This is a genomic window from Inquilinus sp. NPDC058860 (assembly GCF_042743185.1).
Classification (GTDB): Bacteria; Pseudomonadota; Alphaproteobacteria; order DSM-16000; family Inquilinaceae; genus Inquilinus.
The window spans coordinates 16,049-30,451 of record NZ_JBHYMS010000053.1 but is presented as its reverse complement, the minus strand read 5'-3'; the positions used below and the strand labels follow the sequence as shown (position 1 = coordinate 30,451).

At 70.7% G+C, this 14,403-nt stretch carries 16 protein-coding genes; 7 read left to right on the top strand and 9 right to left on the bottom strand.

Annotated features, from left to right (window positions below; translation table 11 throughout):
* Positions 1-76: 76 nt before the first annotated feature.
* The 4 genes from ACFW16_RS28140 to ACFW16_RS28125 all read left to right on the top strand — a co-directional run bounded on the left by ACFW16_RS28140 (position 77) and on the right by ACFW16_RS28125 (position 3,858).
* Positions 77-1,300, top strand: coding sequence for an ROK family protein (locus ACFW16_RS28140; protein ID WP_380311379.1), 1,224 nt, complete (start codon positions 77-79; stop codon positions 1,298-1,300).
* Between the two features lie 11 nt (positions 1,301-1,311).
* The gene (locus ACFW16_RS28135; protein WP_380311377.1) at positions 1,312-2,415 is read left to right on the top strand and encodes a Gfo/Idh/MocA family protein; all 1,104 of its coding nucleotides are present in this window, start codon (positions 1,312-1,314) and stop codon (positions 2,413-2,415) included.
* 21 nt (positions 2,416-2,436) lie between these two features.
* Positions 2,437-3,087, top strand: a complete 651-nt coding sequence (locus ACFW16_RS28130; protein WP_380311375.1) for a ThuA domain-containing protein — start codon at positions 2,437-2,439, stop codon at positions 3,085-3,087.
* 90 nt (positions 3,088-3,177) lie between these two features.
* A complete protein-coding gene (locus ACFW16_RS28125; protein WP_380311373.1) occupies positions 3,178-3,858 on the top strand; it encodes an exopolysaccharide biosynthesis protein in 681 nt (226 codons plus the stop codon).
* 177 nt (positions 3,859-4,035) lie between these two features.
* Here the strand turns inward: ACFW16_RS28125 and ACFW16_RS28120 are convergent, their stop codons facing one another.
* The 3 genes from ACFW16_RS28120 to ACFW16_RS28110 form a co-directional block, all read right to left on the bottom strand.
* Complete coding sequence (locus ACFW16_RS28120; RefSeq protein ID WP_380311371.1) at positions 4,036-5,586, bottom strand: adenylate/guanylate cyclase domain-containing protein; 1,551 nt, start codon at positions 5,584-5,586, stop codon at positions 4,036-4,038.
* A gap of 143 nt (positions 5,587-5,729) precedes the next feature.
* Positions 5,730-5,975 carry a hypothetical protein gene (locus ACFW16_RS28115; RefSeq protein WP_380311369.1) on the bottom strand — a complete coding sequence of 82 codons (246 nt, stop codon included), beginning with the start codon at positions 5,973-5,975 and terminating at the stop codon, positions 5,730-5,732.
* On the bottom strand, positions 5,953-6,354 hold the full coding sequence (locus ACFW16_RS28110) for a Fur family transcriptional regulator (RefSeq protein WP_380311367.1): 402 nt from the start codon (positions 6,352-6,354) through the stop codon (positions 5,953-5,955). The genes ACFW16_RS28115 and ACFW16_RS28110 overlap by 23 nt, the downstream gene beginning before the upstream one ends.
* A 108-nt stretch (positions 6,355-6,462) precedes the next feature.
* Here ACFW16_RS28110 and ACFW16_RS28105 point away from each other — a divergent pair, with 108 nt between their 5' ends.
* The gene (locus ACFW16_RS28105) at positions 6,463-6,630 is read left to right on the top strand and encodes a hypothetical protein (protein WP_380311365.1); all 168 of its coding nucleotides are present in this window, start codon (positions 6,463-6,465) and stop codon (positions 6,628-6,630) included.
* Here ACFW16_RS28105 and ACFW16_RS28100 read toward each other — a convergent pair.
* Entirely contained in the window at positions 6,603-8,849 is a 2,247-nt protein-coding gene (locus ACFW16_RS28100) for a mechanosensitive ion channel domain-containing protein (protein ID WP_380311363.1), read from the bottom strand. The two genes, ACFW16_RS28105 and ACFW16_RS28100, sit on opposite strands and share 28 nt — an antisense overlap.
* A 133-nt stretch (positions 8,850-8,982) precedes the next feature.
* Between ACFW16_RS28100 and ACFW16_RS28095 the strand changes: the two genes are divergently transcribed.
* Positions 8,983-9,639 (top strand): sulfite oxidase-like oxidoreductase, encoded by a 657-nt coding sequence (locus ACFW16_RS28095; RefSeq protein ID WP_380311361.1) that lies wholly within the window; start codon positions 8,983-8,985, stop codon positions 9,637-9,639.
* Between the two features lie 113 nt (positions 9,640-9,752).
* Here ACFW16_RS28095 and ACFW16_RS28090 read toward each other — a convergent pair whose 3' ends face one another.
* From ACFW16_RS28090 to ACFW16_RS28070, 5 genes are read right to left on the bottom strand one after another with little or no spacing between them, the layout of a single operon-like run.
* Positions 9,753-10,448 (bottom strand): YSC84-related protein, encoded by a 696-nt coding sequence (locus tag ACFW16_RS28090; protein ID WP_380311359.1) that lies wholly within the window; start codon positions 10,446-10,448, stop codon positions 9,753-9,755.
* A gap of 53 nt (positions 10,449-10,501) precedes the next feature.
* Positions 10,502-11,131, bottom strand: coding sequence for a histidine phosphatase family protein (locus tag ACFW16_RS28085; protein ID WP_380311357.1), 630 nt, complete (start codon positions 11,129-11,131; stop codon positions 10,502-10,504).
* Positions 11,128-11,877, bottom strand: a complete 750-nt coding sequence (gene cobS / locus ACFW16_RS28080) for an adenosylcobinamide-GDP ribazoletransferase (protein ID WP_380311355.1) — start codon at positions 11,875-11,877, stop codon at positions 11,128-11,130. Before cobS ends, ACFW16_RS28085 begins: the two co-directional genes overlap by 4 nt.
* Positions 11,878-11,922: 45 nt before the next feature.
* Positions 11,923-13,308 (bottom strand): MATE family efflux transporter, encoded by a 1,386-nt coding sequence (locus ACFW16_RS28075; RefSeq protein ID WP_380311353.1) that lies wholly within the window; start codon positions 13,306-13,308, stop codon positions 11,923-11,925.
* An 11-nt stretch (positions 13,309-13,319) separates the two neighbouring features.
* The gene (locus ACFW16_RS28070) at positions 13,320-13,481 is read right to left on the bottom strand and encodes a hypothetical protein (protein WP_380311352.1); all 162 of its coding nucleotides are present in this window, start codon (positions 13,479-13,481) and stop codon (positions 13,320-13,322) included.
* Between the two features lie 445 nt (positions 13,482-13,926).
* On the opposite strand from ACFW16_RS28070, the gene ACFW16_RS28065 reads away from it, so the two are divergent.
* Positions 13,927-14,403 (top strand): calcium-binding protein (locus tag ACFW16_RS28065; protein ID WP_380311350.1); only part of this gene is annotated, 477 nt, incomplete at its 3' end.

The window sequence follows — 14,403 nt, the reverse complement described above, 5'->3', positions numbered from 1 at the left end:
GGCGAAGCCGTTCGCCCACGACGCGTCGGCGGCGGGGCCATGATGCGCCGCACCATAAAATTCGGATCATGACCGAATGAAGACCGCCGATCCGGAGCTGATGCGGGCGATCAACCGCTTCCATGTGCTGGACGTGGTGCGGCGCTACGGGCCGATCTCGCGGGTCGAGATCGTGCAGCGCACCGAGCTGGCGCCCGCCACCATCTCGGCCATCACCGGCGGGCTGATCGAGGAGAACCTGATCCTGGCCCGGGCGGTCGAGGGCGTCGGCACCGCGGCGCGCGGCCGGCCGCGGGTGATGCTGGAGCTGAACCGCGAGGCCGCCTTCGTCTGCGGCGTCAAGCTGGCGCCGCACCAGATCAGCATCGCCGTCACCGACTACAAGGCCGACGTCGTGAAGACCCTGTCGCTGCCGATCCGCGTCGCCCGCCAGGCGCCGGAGGTGGTGGCCGACATCCTGGAGGACGGCATCCGCCGCTGCGTCGGCGACGCCGACCTGGCCCTCGACCGGCTGGGCGGCATCGGCATCGGCCTGCCCGGCTTCATCGACGGCCGCAACGGGCTTTGCGTCTGGACCCCGATCCTGGGCGCGCCGGACGTGCCGCTGGCGGCGATGGTGCGCGACCGGCTGGGCGTTCCCACCACGGTCGAGAACGACGTCCATCTGGTCACCCTGGCCGAGCACTGGTTCGGCCATGGCCGGGACAGCGACAGCTTCGCCGTGGTGGCGGTCGAGGATTCGGTCGGCCTCGGCCTGTTCCTGAACGGCGACGTGCATCGCGGCGCCGCCGGCATGGGGACGGAGTTCGGCCACACCAAATACGCGCCCGATGACGGGCTGCCCTGCCGCTGCGGCCAGCGCGGCTGCATCGACGCCTATGTCTCCGACCACGGCATCGTCACCCGCGCTCGAGCACTGCTCGGCGCCGAGGCCGGGACGATCACCCCGGACGACCCGCGCGCCATCGGCCGGCTGCGCGAGATGGCGCGGGCCGGCCGGGCCGAGATCCGCGCCCTGTTCGAGCAGGCGGGCGCGATCCTGGGCTTCGCCGTCGGCAACCTGATCACGCTGCACAGCCCGCCCAAGGTGATCGTGGCCGGCAGCGCCATCCAGGCCCGCGACCTGATGGAACCGGCCCTCCTGGCCGCCATCGACCGGGTCGTGCCGCCGCCGATCCGGCGCGGCACCGAGATCATCCTGCATGAATGGAGCGACGACGCCTGGGCCCGCGGCGCGGCCAGCCTGGTGCTGCGGCAGCTCTACGAAGCGCCCTGGAACGGCCAGGGCATGCCCCGATAGCGGAGAGGACCATGAGCGAGAGACCGGTCGGCGTCGGCATCATCGGCTGCGGCGTGATCAGCGGCGCCTATCTGAAGGCGGCGCCGCACTTCCCGATCCTGCGGGTCAAGGCCTGCGCCGACCTGAACCCGGAGGCGGCGCAGGCCAAGGCGGCCGAGTTCGGCATCGCGGCGCTGAGCATCGAGCAGCTGCTGGCCGATCCCGAGATCGAGATCGTGCTGAACCTGACCACGCCGCAGGCGCATGTGCCGGTCGGGCTGCAGGCGATCGCCGCCGGCAAGCATGTGCATGCGGAGAAGCCGCTGGCGGTCGGCGTCGCCGAAGGCCGCACCCTGCTGGACGCCGCGAAGGCCAGGGGGCTGCGCGTCGGCAGCGCCCCCGACACCTTCCTCGGCGCCGGGCAGCAGACGGCGCGCGCCCTGATCGATGCCGGGCGGATCGGCCGGCCGGTCGCCGGCACCGCCTTCATGATGGTGCCGGGGCATGAGCGCTGGCACCCGAACCCGGATTTCTACTATGCCAAGGGCGGCGGCCCGCTGTTCGACATGGGCCCCTACTACCTGACCACGCTGGTCAACATGCTGGGCCCGGTGGCGCGGGTGACCGGGACGGTCGCCGCCGCCTACACCGAGCGCCGCATCGCCAGCGGCCCGCGCGCCGGCCAGGTCGTGCCGGTCGGCACCCCGACCCACATCACCGGCACGCTGGCCTTCGCCTCCGGCGCCGTGGTCACCATGGTGATGAGCTTCGACATCCCGGCCCACCGCCACGCGTCGATCGAGATCTATGGCGAGACGGCGTCGCTGAGCGTGCCCGACCCGAACACCTTCGGCGGCGAGGTGCTGGTCTCCATCGATCGCACCGAATGGAAGGCCGAGACGACCGGCCATGCCTATGGCGACGGCAACTACCGGATCATCGGCGTCGCCGACCTGGCCCAGGCCATCCGCACCGGCCGGCCGCACCGCGCCAATGCCGAACTGGCCTTCCATGTGCTGGAGGTGATGGAGGCGGTGGAGCGGTCCGGCCGCGAAGGCCGGCCGGTCGAGATCGAGAGCCGCTGCGAGCGGCCGGAACCGATGCCGGTGGAGCCCGCCTTCGGCCGGGCCGCCTGAGTAGCGAAAGGGAGACGGAAGATGACGAGGCAGGCGCTGATCGTCTGGGGCGGCTGGAACGGCCATACCCCCAAGGAATGCGCGGATGAGGTCGCCGGGATGCTGCGCGGCGACGGCTTCGAGGTGTTCATCGAGGACACCACCGAGGCCTTCGCCGACCCGGCGCTGAAGGACATGCACCTGATCGTGCCGATCTACACCATGTCGACCATGGAGAAGGAGGAGGTCACCAACCTGACCGCCGCGGTCGAGAGCGGGGTCGGCCTGGCCGGCTTCCACGGCGGCATGTGCGACGCCTTCCGCAACGAGGTCGCCTACCAGTTCATGACCGGCGGCCAGTGGGTGGCCCATCCCGGCAACATCATCGACTATCGCGTGCGGGTGACCCGGCCGGACGACCCGGTGATGCAGGGGATCGAGGATTTCGACTACCGGTCCGAGCAGTACTACATGCATGTCGACCCGAACAACGAGGTGCTGGCCGAGACCATTTTCACCGGCGACCACGCGCCCTGGATCGCCGGCCACACCATGCCGGTGGTGTGGAAGCGCCGGCACGGCGCCGGCCGGGTGTTCTACAGCTCGCTCGGCCACCGGGTGGAGGAGTTCGAGAACCGGTCGATGAAGACCATCCTGCATCGCGGCCTGCTGTGGGCGGCGCGGGAAGCCTGAGCGGCGGCGCCTGAGACAACCGCACGCTTGCGCCTGTCACGGCAGACTCGGTAACACCAGGGGCTGGACCCACCACGCCGGACCAGCCGCTTGCCCGACGCCCGCCAGTCCGAGATCCAGCATGAAGACCCCGGCGGGGCCGCCCCCGCCGGGGCGAAGCGCCGTCGGCGCTTCTCGGAGGTGCTGCAGGATCTGGCCGCCGAGGGCCCCGAGCGCATCGCCATCGCCGACATCCTGACCGCCTTCGGCGACCGGGCCTTCGGCGCGCTGATGCTGGTCTTCGCGATTCCGAACATCCTGCCGACCCCGCCCGGCACCTCCTCCGTCCTCGGCGCGCCGCTGCTGTTCATCACCGCCCAGCTGATGATCGGACGCCCGGTGCTGTGGCTGCCACGGATGATCACGCAGCGATCGGTGGCGCGAGCCGATTTCGCCCGGCTGGTCGGGCGCATGGTGCCGTGGCTGGCCAAGGCCGAGCGGCTGCTGCGGCCACGCCTTTCCCTGCTGATCGGCCCGGTGCCCGACCGCTTCATCGGCGCCGCCTGCCTGCTGCTCGCGATCGTACTGTTCATGCCGATTCCGTTCGGCAACATGGTGCCGGCGCTGGCGATCTCCGCCTTCGCCATCGGCCTGGTCGAGCGCGACGGCATCGCCGTCTCGGTCGGCTGGGCGGCCAGCGCCGGCGCGCTGGCGCTTCTCGCCGCCGTCTCCGCCGCCCTCTGGGCCGCCTTTCGCGTCTTCCTGGAGACGCTGCTGGGCGTCACGATTTAAGGTGAAGATTCGGCGTAGACTAGGCGTAGCTCCAATTCCGCCCATTCCCAGACTGTCATGCCCGGGCTTGACCCGGGCATCCAGAAGATGTCGACGTTCCCTGGATTGCCGGGTCAAGCCCGGCAATGACAGAAAAAGAGATATTGGCTCATATGAGCCCACAGGGCGACCAAACCGTCACCCCGCCAGATCTGCGATCCTGCCGACGATGCGGATGCACAGCGGCTCGCGCCGGCCGCGGATCGCCACCTGCTCGGCGCGGAAGGCCGACAGGTCGGCGCCGGCGTGGTCGAGCAGGTCCTGGGACACCACCAGCTCCGCCGCGTAGCCCTTGCACAGCCCTTCCAGCCGGCTGGCGGTGTTGACCGTGTCGCCGACCGCGGTCAGGCCCTTGACCCCGCCGTAACCCATCTCGCCGACGATGGCCGGGCCGACATGCAGCCCGATGCCCATGCGCAGCGGCTCCTTCAGGTCGGAGGCCAGGGCCTCGTTCAGCTCGGCCAGCCGCGCCGTCATCCGCCGGGCGGCGTCGAGCGCCTGGCGGCTGCCGGCATCGCGCCCGGATTCGACCCCGAACAGCGCCATCACCCCGTCGCCGATGAACTTGTCGACCTGGCCGCCCGCCGCCTCGATCGCCTGGCCCATGGCGGCGAAATAGCGGTTCAGCAGGAACACGACGTCATAGGGCAGGCGATGCTCCGACAGCCGGGTGAAGCCGCGCAGATCGGCGAACAGCACCGCGATCTCGCGCTCCTGGCCATGGCGGTGGCCGGGGCCCTGGAAGCCGTCGCGTGCGGTCGCCGTCGGCGGCAAAAGCGGCGTCACCTCGAGGTCCTGCACCGGCCGGATCTGGCAGGCCAACCGCACCCCTTCGGGCGCGCCGATCCGCTGCAGCACCCGCGTCTCGTCGGGGCCTGGCGGCGGCAGGTGCTCAGCCCCCAGCCCGACCCGCACCCGGCAGGTCGAGCAGCGGCCGCGGCCGCCGCAGACCATGGCCTGGGGAATGCCGGCGGCGCGGATGATCTCGAGCGCGGTGGCGCCCGGGATGATGTCGAGCACGCGGGTGTCGCGATAGTACAGCTTGGGCCCGCCGCGGCGGGCCCGGATCGCGCGCAGGGCCGGCCCGGCGAAGGCGGCCAGGACGAGCGCCAGGATGGCGATCCGGGTCCACAGCGCCCCCTGGGCGGCGAAGGCCTGCGCCTCCGGCGTCAGCTTGATCGAGCGATGCAGGTCCTCGAGCCAGCCCGGCTGGGCCGCGAGATCCCGGACCTGCAGCCCGGCCGAGACGAAGCCGGCCAGGCCGAGCGCCGGGATCAGCAGGGCGGCGGCGTAGAGATAGGGCAGCGCCTTCGGATACCAGGGCTTGAGCCGCAGCCAGTAATGCACGCCGATGCAGCCATGCCCCCAGGCGACCAGTACCACCACCGCCTGCTGCAGGGCGACAAGGCCGCTCCCGCCCCACATCGCCGACAGCACGTAGCGGTAAGGGGTGCCGACGCCGAACCGCTCGAAGGCGACGACGGTGCCGAAGACATGCGCGGCCAGCAGCAGCGGCACGGCCAGGCCGAGGCCGAGCTGCACCGCCTGCCATGGCTTCAGCCGGAAGCTGTGCCGCTGCCAGATCGACGCCAGCGCGTTGGCGATGTGGACCAGGAAGGCGGCCGCGAGCACGGTCAGGCCGGGCTGCCTCTCCCACACCAGGATGAACAGCCCGAGGCCGCGCTCCATCGCATCCAGCGATATCAGCCCGGCCGCATGGTTGATCAGATGGGTCGCGAGAAAGACGAAAAGGACCAGCCCGCTCGGCAGCCGCAGCCTCTGCAGCCATGCCCCGGCCCACGATCCCGGGGCTTCGGCACCGTGAATGTCGCTCAGTTCAGCGGACCGGTATAGACCCAGGTCTCCACCGTGTCATGGGCGCGGAAGGCCGGGACCTCGGGGTGGTGATAGACGAAGACGCGGATCGCCGCTTCCATGGCCACCGAACGCGGCGCGCCGCGGGCCACCAGCTCGCTGTAGGCGCGGGTCACCGCCTGCTGGCAGCGGCAGTCCGCCGAGCCCTCCGCGAAGGGCTTCTCGCCGAAACCGCAGCCCTCAGGACTTCTTTTTCCGGCCATAGAGTTCGAGCCTGTGATCGACGAGTTCGAAGCCGAGCCGCTTGGCGATCTTCTCCTTCAGCGTCTCCAGCTCCTGGTCCTTGAACTCGATGACCTCACCGGTTTCAAGATCGATCAGGTGGTGGTGATGCTCGAGATTGACCTCGAAGCGGGAATAGTTCTCGTTGAAGTCGTGCCGCTGCACCAGGTTCAGCTCGTCGAGCAGATGCAGGGTGCGGTATACGGTCGCGATGCTGATCGACGGATCGATCTCGCGGGCCCGGTGATAGACGGTTTCGACCGACGGATGGTCGAGAGACTCGGTCAGCACCTGCAGAATGACACGACGCTGATCGGTCATCTTCAGGCCGGCGGAGACACATCTCTCCTCGAGCGTCATGGCTCAAACCCTCTTTAGCCGCGGAACTGCTGGCGGATTTAGAGAGATTACAGATCGCAGCGGCGCTTGGCATCCGAAAATGCGCCGCAGGGCACCGGGAGGGAGGCCATGATCAGTCTGTTCGGGCTGGAGATGAGCATCCATGGCTGGATCGCGCTGGGCATCGCCGTGATCGGCATCATCGCCCTGAATCTCGGGCTGATGCACCTGGCCCGCAAGAAGCACGATTCCCATTACGACCCGCCCCCTTATGATCCCGATGACGACGCCCCCTGAGCGGCGGCCGCGGCGGCACCTTCCGGCCGGTCGAGGCTGCGGGTCAGCACCATCCGGTGCGGGAACGGGATGTCGATGCCGACCTCGTCGAAGCGCCGCTTCATCCGGCGGTTGAACTCCCGCATCACGCCCCATTGCTTGATCGGCGGTGTCTTGATCCGCGCCTTGATGGTGATGGCGCTGTCGCCGAACTTGTCGAGCCCGATGATCTCGATCGGCGCCAGGATGTTCGGCGCCCATTCGGGATCGAGCTGCATCTCGCGGCCGAGGTCGCGCAGCACGTCGGTCACCTTGTCGACATCCTGGTCGTAGCCGATGCCGATGTTGAACACGGCGAAGGAGAAGTCCTTCGTCATGTTGACGATCGAGGTGACGGAGCTGAACGGCAGCGTGTGCACCGCCCCGGTCTCGTCGCGCAGGCGGATGGTGCGGATGGTGATGCTCTCGACCACGCCGCTGTCCGAGCCGATCTGGACCACGTCGCCGACCGACAGCGTATCCTCGAACAGGATGAAGACGCCGGTGATGACGTCCTTGACCAGGGTCTGGGCGCCGAAGCCGATGGCGAGGCCGACCACGCCGGCGCCGGCCAGCAGCGGCGCGATGTTCAGCCCGACCTCCGACAGCACCATCAGCACCACGACGGTGATCAGCAGCACCAGGAAGGCGTTGCGCAGCAGCGGCAGCAGGGTGCGGGCGCGGGCGCTGCGCTGCACCAGATTGCCCGAGGCGTCGTGCCGGTTCAGGTGGTATTCGATCAGCTGGCTGACCACCTCCCACGCCACCAGCGCCGTCACCACCACCATCAGGATGGCGCCGACGCTGGCCAGCACGGCGCGGCCGGTCTCGGTCTCCATCCAGGCGATGCCGCCGAGCTGCCAGACCTCGAGCAGCACGAGGGCGCTGACCAGGAGGACGACCACCTTCAGCGCGGTGTCGAGCACCGGCAGGTAGCGGTTGGCGCGGTGCTCGAGGCCGGGGAAGCGGGACCTCAGCTCCGGCCCGATCGAGAAGGCGCGGTGGATCAGCCGCGGCCCGTAGCTCGAGACCAGCCGCGCCACCACGAGGACCAGCACGGTCATGAGCGTGGCCCGGAGGACGAAGACGAAGCCGCCATTGATGCCGAGCGCCCAGATCGCGAAGGTGACGACGACATAGGCGATGGCGACGAGGTGCCAGACGTCGGCCAGGCGCCGCCGGGCGGAGCCGACGGCGCGGGTGACGCCGGCCTCCTCGCCCTCCGCGGCCCGGCGCCGGCGGCCGCGCAGCCAGTCGGCGACCGGCTGCCGGTTCTGCAGGATCAGCACCACCAGCATCGCCGCGACGGCCAGGCCGATCAGGTATTTCAGCGCCGTCAGGCTGCCGGCGGGCAGGCCCAGCACCACGGCGGTCGAGACCGCGAGATAGCCGAACACCAGCAGGTAGATCAGCCGCTTGGCCCAGACATAGAGATAGCCGGCGGTCTCGTCGCCGACCGGCACCAGCCGCAGATGCGGGTGTGCTGGCGTCAGCACCAGGCGGATCAGCATCAAGGCCACGCCGCTGATGATCGCGGCGTTGACCAGCGCCAGCACCACGGTGCGCACGAACCAGGGCGGGTCCAGCACCACCGCCATGGCATAGGCGCCGAGCACGAAGGCGATCAGCGGCAGGAAGTCGAGCACCGCCTGGGCCAGGAGCAGCGGGATCTTGCCCCAGAGCGTGGCCGGGGTCCGGCCGTCCAGTGCCGCGAAGGGCCGGCGCAGCAGCAGCCGGACCAGCCAGCCGGCGGCGATGCCGGCGAGAATGACGCCGGCGACATTGAGGAAGACCGCCCCCCAGCGCGATCGGGCCGCCGGATCGGACAGCTGGTCCCGGCTCCAGGTCGCCAGCTCCGGCAGCCGCGCCAGCGTGGCGCCGATCTCGGCGATGGCGCCGGTGACGTCCTGCACCTTGTCCGAGACCACGACCAGGGCCTGGCTGCCGACCGTCTCCAGCGCGCTGCGGTCCTCCTGCTGCTGCGCCTGGGTCTGCAGCAGCAGCTGCAGCCGGGCCACCAGTTCGGCCCGCGCCTTGTCGTCCTGCAGCGTGGCGATCAGCGCCTTGACCCGCTCGGGATCGGCCGGCTGGTCGGACGCGGCCGGCGGCGTCGATGAGGACGTCCCCGGCACCTGGCCGGCAGCGAGGCCGGGCGCGAGCAGGACGAGGAGCAGAAGCAGCGGGCGGAGCAGGCGGATCATCGGCTCGGTCGGGCTGTGGGCGGGCGGTGTTCCGTTCGTCGTCCCATCCTTCCCCTCCCGACCCTCTGGATCAACCCGTCCGTCGAGGCCATCTTTGGGACGTCCTCACGCGGAGCGGCAAGGGAAGGCGAAGATGGCGGATGATCTCGGCTCGGTCCGGCCGAAGCTGGTCGAGAGCAAGCAGCGCTGGGCGCGCGAGGGCCGGCTGCTGACCGGCGCCAGCTCCGATCCGGAGCGGGACCGGCTGCCGCCGGGCCAGCGGTTGGTGGAACACTGGCCGGTGCTCGATCTCGGCGTGCAGCCGGAGATCCCGCTGGACAAGTGGCGGCTGACCATCGACGGGCTGGTCGAGGCCCCGACGGTGTGGCGCTGGGACGACATCCTGGCCCAGCCGGAATTCGAGGACGTCTCCGACATCCACTGCGTCACCGCCTGGTCGCGCTTCGACAACCGCTGGCGCGGCGTGTCGGCCCGGCACCTGCTGTCGCTGGTGCGGCCGAGGCCGGAGGCCAGGCACGTCGTCTTCCACAGCTACGACACCTACACCACCAACGTCGCCCTCGACGCCTTCGCCGAGGCGGACGTGCTGCTGGCGACCCACCACGACGGCGAGCCGATCCCGGTCGAGCATGGCGGCCCGCTGCGCGTGATCATGCCGCGCTGGTACTTCTGGAAGAGCGCCAAATGGGTGAAGCGGATCGAGTTCGTCGCCACCGACCGCCCGGGCTTCTGGGAGGAGCGGGGCTACCACAACGAGGGCGACCCCTGGCAGGAGCAGCGGTACAGCTGATACGCCCTGGCCCGTAGGTTGGGTTCGCGACCGCGAACCCAACATGGCTTCCGGCAGCAACACGTTGGGTTCGCCGGGGCGAACCCAACCTACGGCAGAGCCGGAAACCAGCCTCAACGCGGCAGCAGGGTGCGCAGCGGCTCCGCGCCCGGGTTGCTCCTCTGGCCCTGGAAGATCACGCGGGCCGGGGTGCCGAAGCCGTAATAGGCGTCGTTCTTGCCCTGGTCCTCGCTGATCACCGTGCCGTCCAGCGTGCCGCCGGCGAACAGGCCCTTGTTCTGCGAGAAGGCGTACATGTCGGCGTTGGTGTTGAGCCCGGTCGAGGCGCCGACGCCGGCGCCGAGGGTGAACAGCGCCCCGGTCAGGTCGGCGCCGACGGTGAAGCTGCTCTGCTCCACCGCCCGCAGGCCTTTGTCGGTCATGATCGTCAGCACCAGCTGCGAGACCTGGCCGCCGATCTGCAGGCCGACCGAGCCGCCGCCGACGCCGTAGAAGGCCGGGTAGCTCCAGTTGCCGTCCGGCATCCGGACCATCATCACCGCATTGCCGCCGCGGCCGCCGAAGATGAAGCCGCCGCGCAGCAGCTCCGGCGCGATCAGCACCGCCTTGGCGCCGCGGATGTAGCGCGGCAGCTGGGTCAGCTCCGGCGAGGCCAGAAGCGTCTGCAGCGCGCCGCGGCTCTCGTCGACCAGCAGCTGGGCGTCGCCGGGCGTCGAGGTGTTCGAGCCGCAGGCGGCGAGGGTGCCCGACAGGGCCAGCCCGGCGGTCGACGCGCCCGTCAGGCGGAGAAACTTGCGGCGGTCGATCATGGTCGGGCTCTCCTCAGATTCCACATGAAGAATCGTGGTGTAGCGCACAACAATCAATACATCTTTTCCGTTCCAAATGGCAGATTCAAGGCGACGACTCGCCAGCCCTCCGCCCCCGAGGACGACCGGATGCGGTCGATCCGGGTCAGCGACAGCGTGTCGATCACCAGCCGCAGCGCACGCTCGCCGTCGAGATCCAGCGCCAGCGCCGCCGCGGCCCGGATGGTGCCGGCATGGGCGACGGCGACGACGTCGCGCTTCGCATGGGCATCCGACAGCGCCAGGATCGCCGGCTGCACCCGGTGCAGCACGGCATCGAAGCTCTCGCCGCCGGGGGCGGCATGGGCGGAGGGGTGCGACCAGAACGGGTCGTGCCGCGGCAGCGCGTCATAGACCTCGCGGCTCGGCCGGCCCTGCCAGGCGCCGAAATCCTGCTCGATCAGCGCCGGCTCGGTCGCGGGAACGGTCGCCTCCCCCATCGCCGCCAGCAGCGCCGCCGCGGTCTCGGCGGTGCGCCGCAGCGGCGTGCGCAGCCAGACCGCCCGGCGCGGCAGCCGGGCGGCGAGGGCCGCGACCGCCGCCGCGTCGCCGGTGTCGGCCGCGAGGTCGAGCCGGCCGTAGAGCAGCTTCTGCGGATTCACCACCGGGGCGTGGCGGACCCACCACCAGCGGGTCGTGGTCATGCCGCCGCCGCAGCGCAAAGCACCGCGACCTCCGCCAGCTGCTGGGCGGCGCCGAGCACGTCGCCGGTCTGGCCGCCGATGCGCCGCCGCGCCAGCCCGGCCAGGGCCCAGGCCGCCAGTCCCGCCAGGGCCAGCGCCGCCAGCCCGTGCCGCAGCCCGAGCAGCAGCAGGGCGAAGCAGAGGGCCAGGCCGAGGGCGGTGAAAACGGCCTCCGAGGGCGGCCGGCCGACGCCGGCGCCGAGCCCGTCGGGCCGGGCCGGGGGCAGCCAGGCCAGGAGCGCCGGGGCCGTGGCCCGCGACACCGCCCCGGACGCGGCCAGCGCCGCGACGCCGGCCCAGGGCGTGAAGGTCGCCGCCAGGGCCGCGGCGCGCAGCCCGACCGACAGCACCAGGGCCAGGGTGCCGTGGCTGCCGATGCGGCTGTCGCGCATGATCTCCAGCGTGCGGTCGCGGTCGCGGCCGGCGCCGAAGCCGTCGGCGACGTCGGCCAGCCCGTCCTCGTGCAGCGCCCCGGTCAGCAGCGCCTGGCCCGCCAGCGCCAGCAGCGCCGCGACCAGCGGCGGGGCGCCGAGCCAGAGCGCCAGCGCCCAGGCCAGCCCCGCGGCCGCGCCGATGCCGGCCCCGGCCAGCGGGAACAGCCGCATCGACCGGGCCAGCGCGTCCGCCGGCGCGTCCTGCGGCCAGCGGGCCGGCAGCCGGGTCAGGAAGCAGGCGGCGACGCGCAGATCGCGCAGCAGGTCGTCCATGCCGACCGGGTTAGCCGGTCGTACGGCCCGCGGCAAGCCGTCCGCTCATATCAGCCGCCGGATCGCCCGCTTGCGCCACACCAGCCGGTAGAAGGCGATCTGGCCGAGCGCCATGACGATGAAGGCGACCGGATAGGCGATCCAGATGCCGTCGATGCCGATCTGGCGGCTGAGCAGCCAGGCCACCGGCACCTCGACGCCGAGGATGGCGCAGAGCGAGATCGCCGTCGGCGCCAGCACCGTGCCGCTGGCCCGCATCACCGCGGCGACCACGCCGGCGACGCCGAAGACGATGTAGCTCCACAGCGTGATGTGCAGCAGGTCCTGCGCCAGGTCGATCACCGGCGGGCTGGTCAGGAACAGGCCCATCAGCGTGCGCGAGAACAGGTAGCACAGCGCCACCAGCCCGCCGGTGACGGCGAGGTTGAGCAGCAGGCCGGTGCGGGTGATGGCGCCGAGCCGGTCGACATGCCCGGCGCCGATCGCCTGGGCGCCGAAGATCGAGGCGGTGATGGCGATCGAGATCGCCGGGAACTGGACGTAGCTGACCACCTGGTTGACCGCGCCATAGGCGGCGGTGGCGTCGGAGCCGAAGCCGTTGACGAAGGACAGCACCGCGACCTCGGCCAGCGACACCAGCACCAGCTGCACGCCCGAGGGCAGGCCGATGCGCAGCACCGCCCGCAGGATCTTCGGGTCGATCCAGAGATGGCGCAGCAGGACGGCGTCCGGCGCCAGGGCATGGCCGCGGCGGCGCAGATGGAAGGCCAGCCAGGCGAGGGCGGCGAGGAAGGAGACGATCGCGGCATAGGCGCCGCTGAGGACGCCGAGCTGCGGCAGCCCGGCCCAGCCGCGGATCAGCGCCGGGGTCAGCACCAGGCCGATCGCGGCCTGCAGCGCCAGGACCAGGAGCGGCGTCACCGTGTCGCCGGTGCCGCGCATCATCGAGGACATCAGGATGAAGACGAACAGCCCCGGCATGGCGACCAGCATGATCCGGGCATATGCGGTGGAATCGGCCAGGATGTCGGCCGGGGTGCCGACCGCGGCCAGCAGCGACCGGGTGAAGGCGCCGCCGAACAGGGCGACCACAAGCCCGCCCAGGATGGTGACCGTGAGCGCGGTGCCGGCCACCGCCTTGACCTTCTCCGGCTCCCGCGCGCCCCAGGCCTGGCCGATCAGCACCGAGGCGCCGGCGCCGAGGCCGATGATGAAGGAGATGAAGAAGAACAGGATCGGGAAGAAAGCGGACACGGCGGCCAGCGCCCCGACCCCGATCATCTGGCCGAGATAGATGTTGTTGACCGTGCCCGACAGCCCCTGCAGCACGTTGCTGAGCATCATCGGGCCGAGGAACAGCAGGAACGCCTTCCACAGCGACGGTGCGGGCGCGGGGGCGGCGTCGGCGCCACGCTCGATCACGTTCGACATGATGCTCCCCTTCAGGCCGAATGCGGCGCGTCGGACACGCCGGCGGCCAGGCGCCGAGCATGGTCCCGGACGTCGGCCGGCCAGCCCCCGGTCAGCAGGCCGGCGGCGATCCGACGGGCACCCTGGAAGGCGGCGCGGGCCGGGACGGATGGATCGGCAATCTGCAGGGTCATGGCGCCCCTCCCCGCAGCGCGACGGATGCCGTGGCTTATACCCGCGCGCAATGGCATCGTCAATTCTGCCCGGGTAAAAATATCGCTGCCCGGCAGCGACGCGGTGGCCGCCGCCTGTTCCCCCCGATCCCGGGGGGTTGAGAGGCGCCCCCGGTCGCTGGACACTGTGACTCTCGGGGGCACCTCTGTTGCGGAGCTGGACCCCTCCGGCGGCGACGGTCCCTTGCGGATGGGGCGCGCCGCGCAAGGCGCACGACACGACGCACACTTCGCCGTCGCGATCGTGGGATCGGCGGGCGCATGCCCGGCCGGACAACGACAAGAGCTGTCGGCCAGATCCTGAACGGCATCGACACGCTTGTGCGGAGCAATGACCCGTCCTGACCGAAACAGGGGACCGCCTGCGCCGACACGGCCGGGCCGTTCGCCCCAATAGGAGATTTTGATGGGTACCTATTACGGCACGAACTTCAACGACGTGATCTACGGATCGGTCGATGGCGACGTCATGTACGGCTATGACGGCAACGACTCTCTCTTCGGCTTCGAGGGCAACGACGTCCTCTACGGCTATGCCGGCAACGACAACCTCTACGGCTATGCCGGCGCCGACTCGCTCTACGGCAGTGCCGGCGACGACTACCTCTGGGGCGGCGCCGACAACGACTTCCTGCAGGGCGGCGACGGGGCGGACATACTGTCCGGCGGCACCGGCATCGACACCGTGGACTACAACGGCGCCGCCGGGGTCTATGTCAACCTCGCCACCGGCTACGGCTATTACGGCGAGGCCGCGGGCGACCGGCTGTACGACATCGAGAACGTCCAGGGCACCGGCGGCTACGGCGACACCCTGATCGGGTCGGCCGTCGCCAATGTGCTCTCCGGCTACGGCGGCAACGACTATCTCTACGGCAACGAC

Bases quoted from the DNA above. Each gene is read 5' to 3' on its own strand.
- ACFW16_RS28100 (WP_380311363.1), bottom strand. From the start codon at position 8,849: ATGATCCGCCTGCTCCGCCCGCTGCTTCTGCTCCTCGTCCTGCTCGCG.
- ACFW16_RS28075 (WP_380311353.1), bottom strand. From the start codon at position 13,308: ATGTCGAACGTGATCGAGCGTGGCGCCGACGCCGCCCCCGCGCCCGCA.
- ACFW16_RS28095 (WP_380311361.1), top strand. From the start codon at position 8,983: ATGGCGGATGATCTCGGCTCGGTCCGGCCGAAGCTGGTCGAGAGCAAG.
- ACFW16_RS28110 (WP_380311367.1), bottom strand. From the start codon at position 6,354: ATGACGCTCGAGGAGAGATGTGTCTCCGCCGGCCTGAAGATGACCGAT.
- cobS (WP_380311355.1), bottom strand. From the start codon at position 11,877: ATGGACGACCTGCTGCGCGATCTGCGCGTCGCCGCCTGCTTCCTGACC.
- ACFW16_RS28070 (WP_380311352.1), bottom strand. From the start codon at position 13,481: ATGACCCTGCAGATTGCCGATCCATCCGTCCCGGCCCGCGCCGCCTTC.
- ACFW16_RS28115 (WP_380311369.1), bottom strand. From the start codon at position 5,975: ATGGCCGGAAAAAGAAGTCCTGAGGGCTGCGGTTTCGGCGAGAAGCCC.
- ACFW16_RS28090 (WP_380311359.1), bottom strand. From the start codon at position 10,448: ATGATCGACCGCCGCAAGTTTCTCCGCCTGACGGGCGCGTCGACCGCC.
- ACFW16_RS28120 (WP_380311371.1), bottom strand. From the start codon at position 5,586: ATGGAGCGCGGCCTCGGGCTGTTCATCCTGGTGTGGGAGAGGCAGCCC.
- ACFW16_RS28085 (WP_380311357.1), bottom strand. From the start codon at position 11,131: ATGACCACGACCCGCTGGTGGTGGGTCCGCCACGCCCCGGTGGTGAAT.
- ACFW16_RS28105 (WP_380311365.1), top strand. From the start codon at position 6,463: ATGATCAGTCTGTTCGGGCTGGAGATGAGCATCCATGGCTGGATCGCG.
- ACFW16_RS28130 (WP_380311375.1), top strand. From the start codon at position 2,437: ATGACGAGGCAGGCGCTGATCGTCTGGGGCGGCTGGAACGGCCATACC.
- ACFW16_RS28135 (WP_380311377.1), top strand. From the start codon at position 1,312: ATGAGCGAGAGACCGGTCGGCGTCGGCATCATCGGCTGCGGCGTGATC.
- ACFW16_RS28140 (WP_380311379.1), top strand. From the start codon at position 77: ATGAAGACCGCCGATCCGGAGCTGATGCGGGCGATCAACCGCTTCCAT.